The sequence below is a fragment of the Salmonella sp. 5800 genome, from assembly GCF_046558195.1.
In the GTDB taxonomy this organism is placed as follows: Bacteria; Pseudomonadota; Gammaproteobacteria; order Enterobacterales; family Enterobacteriaceae; genus Salmonella; species Salmonella enterica.
Window position 1 is genome coordinate 1 of the sequence record NZ_JBGDOX010000019.1, and the last position, 2,900, is coordinate 2,900.

The 2,900-nt window shown below is 51.8% G+C and carries 3 protein-coding genes and 2 tRNA genes; 1 reads left to right on the top strand and 4 read right to left on the bottom strand.

Features of this window, described 5'->3' with window-relative positions; genetic code table 11:
- Together ACLJZ5_RS21705 and ACLJZ5_RS21710 are read right to left on the bottom strand one after the other, a co-directional pair.
- A tRNA-Val gene (locus ACLJZ5_RS21705) sits at positions 1-72 on the bottom strand.
- Between the two features lie 45 nt (positions 73-117).
- Positions 118-193 (bottom strand) — tRNA-Val (locus tag ACLJZ5_RS21710).
- Positions 194-451: 258 nt separating this feature from the next.
- Here ACLJZ5_RS21710 and gltX point away from each other — a divergent pair.
- Positions 452-1,867, top strand: a complete 1,416-nt coding sequence (gene gltX / locus ACLJZ5_RS21715) for a glutamate--tRNA ligase (RefSeq protein WP_000695623.1) — start codon at positions 452-454, stop codon at positions 1,865-1,867.
- 53 nt (positions 1,868-1,920) lie between these two features.
- On the opposite strand, the gene ACLJZ5_RS21720 is transcribed toward gltX, so the two are convergent.
- Positions 1,921-2,313: a MerR family transcriptional regulator gene (locus ACLJZ5_RS21720; RefSeq protein WP_000826514.1), complete on the bottom strand. Its 393-nt coding sequence runs from the start codon at positions 2,311-2,313 to the stop codon at positions 1,921-1,923.
- Between the two features lies 1 nt (position 2,314).
- The gene (locus ACLJZ5_RS21725) at positions 2,315-2,677 is read right to left on the bottom strand and encodes a MerR family transcriptional regulator (RefSeq protein WP_000472034.1); all 363 of its coding nucleotides are present in this window, start codon (positions 2,675-2,677) and stop codon (positions 2,315-2,317) included.
- Positions 2,678-2,900 lie beyond the last annotated feature (223 nt).

Consider the following 2,900-nt stretch of genomic DNA (forward strand, 5'->3'; position numbering starts at 1 on the left):
GGGTGATGACGGGATCGAACCGCCGACCCCCTCCTTGTAAGGGAGGTGCTCTCCCAGCTGAGCTAATCACCCACTTCTCAATTTCTTATCTACACGGCGGAGACTACATAAAGTAGTTGGTGGGTGATGACGGGATCGAACCGCCGACCCCCTCCTTGTAAGGGAGGTGCTCTCCCAGCTGAGCTAATCACCCCCGCTGTGTGGAGTCGCATTATAGGGAGAGTTGAAAATGAGTCAACGCATTTTCTAAAGTTTTTGTTTGTTCGTCGTAAAATTAAACAAAACGATCGTGAATTACCCCGCACTGCATGATTTCTATACGGAAATAGCAAAGCGCAGCGTTCTGACCGGATCAACATTGAGGAATCAAGCCACAGTGATAGAATACAAGGCTATTCATCTTTCCAGGATTTGCCGGTTGTCGGCATCTTTATAAACGTAAGGCCATTTCATGAAAATCAAAACTCGCTTCGCGCCTAGCCCGACAGGTTATCTGCACGTCGGCGGCGCGCGTACTGCTCTTTATTCCTGGCTTTTCGCACGTCACCACGGCGGTGAGTTCGTGCTGCGTATTGAAGACACCGATCTTGAGCGTTCCACGCCGGAAGCCATTGAAGCCATCATGGATGGTATGAACTGGCTGAACCTGGAATGGGACGAAGGCCCATATTTCCAGACCAAACGTTTTGATCGCTATAACGCGGTGATTGACGAGATGCTGGAGGCGGGAACGGCCTATAAATGCTACTGCTCTAAAGAGCGTCTGGAGCAACTGCGTGAAGATCAGATGGCGAAAGGCGAGAAGCCGCGTTATGACGGGCGCTGCCGCCACAGTCACGAACATCATGCCGACGATGAGCCATGCGTGGTGCGCTTTGCTAACCCGCAGGACGGTTCCGTTATTTTTGATGATCAGATCCGTGGGCCGATCGAATTCAGCAATCAGGAGCTGGACGATCTGATCATTCGTCGTACCGACGGTTCGCCGACCTACAACTTCTGTGTGGTGGTGGACGACTGGGATATGGAAATTACCCATGTGATTCGTGGCGAAGACCATATCAACAATACTCCGCGCCAGATTAACATTCTGAAAGCGTTAAACGCGCCGGTGCCGATGTACGCGCATGTGTCGATGATTAACGGCGACGACGGTAAAAAGCTGTCTAAACGTCACGGTGCGGTGAGCGTGATGCAGTATCGCGATGACGGTTATCTGCCGGAAGCGTTGCTGAACTATCTGGTGCGTCTGGGCTGGTCCAGCGGCGATCAGGAAATCTTCACCCGCGAAGAGATGATCAAGCTGTTCTCCCTCGGTGCGGTGAGCAAGTCTGCGAGCGCGTTCAACACCGATAAACTGCTGTGGCTGAACCACCACTATATCAATACGCTGGCGCCGGAATATGTGGCGACGCATTTGCAGTGGCATATCGAGCAGGAAAATATCGACACCCGTAACGGCCCGCAGCTTGCTGAACTGGTGAAGTTGCTGGGCGAACGCTGCAAAACTCTGAAAGAGATGGCGCAGAGCTGCCGCTACTTCTATGAAGACTTCAGCGAGTTTGACGCCGATGCGGCGAAAAAACACCTCCGCCCGGTGGCGCGTCAGCCGCTGGAAGTGGTGCGCGACAAGCTGTCGGCGATTACGGACTGGTCAGCAGAAAACGTCCACCACGCGATTCAGGCCACGGCGGATGAGCTGGAAGTGGGGATGGGTAAAGTAGGGATGCCGCTGCGTGTGGCTGTGACCGGTGCCGGGCAGTCGCCTGCGCTGGATGTCACCGTACATGCGATTGGTAAAACCCGCAGCATTGAGCGCATCAACAAAGCGCTGGGCTTTATCGCCGAGCGTGAAAGCCAGCAGTAACGCCAGCTGAAACAGAATAAACGGCAGGGCAGACGCCTGCCGTTTATTATTTGTTAGTCCGCCTCATTGATACCTAAACGCGTCAGAAATCCGCGAATACCTTCCCGCGATAAAAACAGCGCCAGTTTTTCCTGTTCCTGAGCAGACATATTTTCAACGGCATCAATAATTTGTCGATAAGCGTGACTGTGCGCCGCGTTCGCATATTCTGCGAAAGCCTCTTCCGCCTGATAAAACGCAGGCAGTTTGCGAAAAGCCGGAATATTGAGAATAAACTCCCGCACGCTGGCATCAATATGGATGAGTCTTGCGCGTCCGCCTTTGACGCCGGGAAATTTTTCGGTTTTCCAGTGTTGTTCTCTGATCCAGCGATTGACGGTTTGTCTGGCCACGCCGAGGCATTCAGCCAGCTCTTCAGTGGTCATTTTACTGCGTAATCTTTTCATATTATTTGCTATCGCGTATCCCTAAGCGTTGTAACAAACCGGTAATCCCTTCACGCACGAGGAGAGAGGTAAACTGTTTCTGCTCGGATGAGGTCATCTCTTTGGCAAGCGTCATGAGCAGCGCTTCAAGCGATGCGTTGCTGGCAGGCGTAAATGTGTCTGCGTGATGGTCAACTGAACGTTCAGCGCTGCGGATATATTCACGAACCTGTTCGTTTACATGAACCAGACGGGCTTTACCGCCCTGGACGCCAGGTTTGGGCGATGTTGCCCAGCCTTCTTTCCGTACCCATTTATTGATGGTTTGTCGGCTGTAACCGGTGAGATTAGCGAGTTCTTCTGGCGTCATCCGTTCCTTGAACATAACGATTCCCTGAATAGTCGTGGGGTTAATTAGTGGTTCATTTTATAGCACCATTTTAGTCGAAACCGTGACGTGTTTAACTACTGAATGCGAGTTGTGCCGCAATGTCCTTTATTTGAATGCTTTTTCAGCGATTGAATTCGGCAAGTTCATTTTGCCGTTGACACATGCCGAGGGAATTCATATGATGCCGCCCGTCAACTCGACAAGCTTTACGTAGTGG

Coding starts and splice junctions, on each gene's coding strand:
- gltX (WP_000695623.1), top strand. CDS start 452: ATGAAAATCAAAACTCGCTTCGCGCCTAGCCCGACAGGTTATCTGCAC.
- ACLJZ5_RS21720 (WP_000826514.1), bottom strand. CDS start 2,313: ATGAAAAGATTACGCAGTAAAATGACCACTGAAGAGCTGGCTGAATGC.
- ACLJZ5_RS21725 (WP_000472034.1), bottom strand. CDS start 2,677: ATGTTCAAGGAACGGATGACGCCAGAAGAACTCGCTAATCTCACCGGT.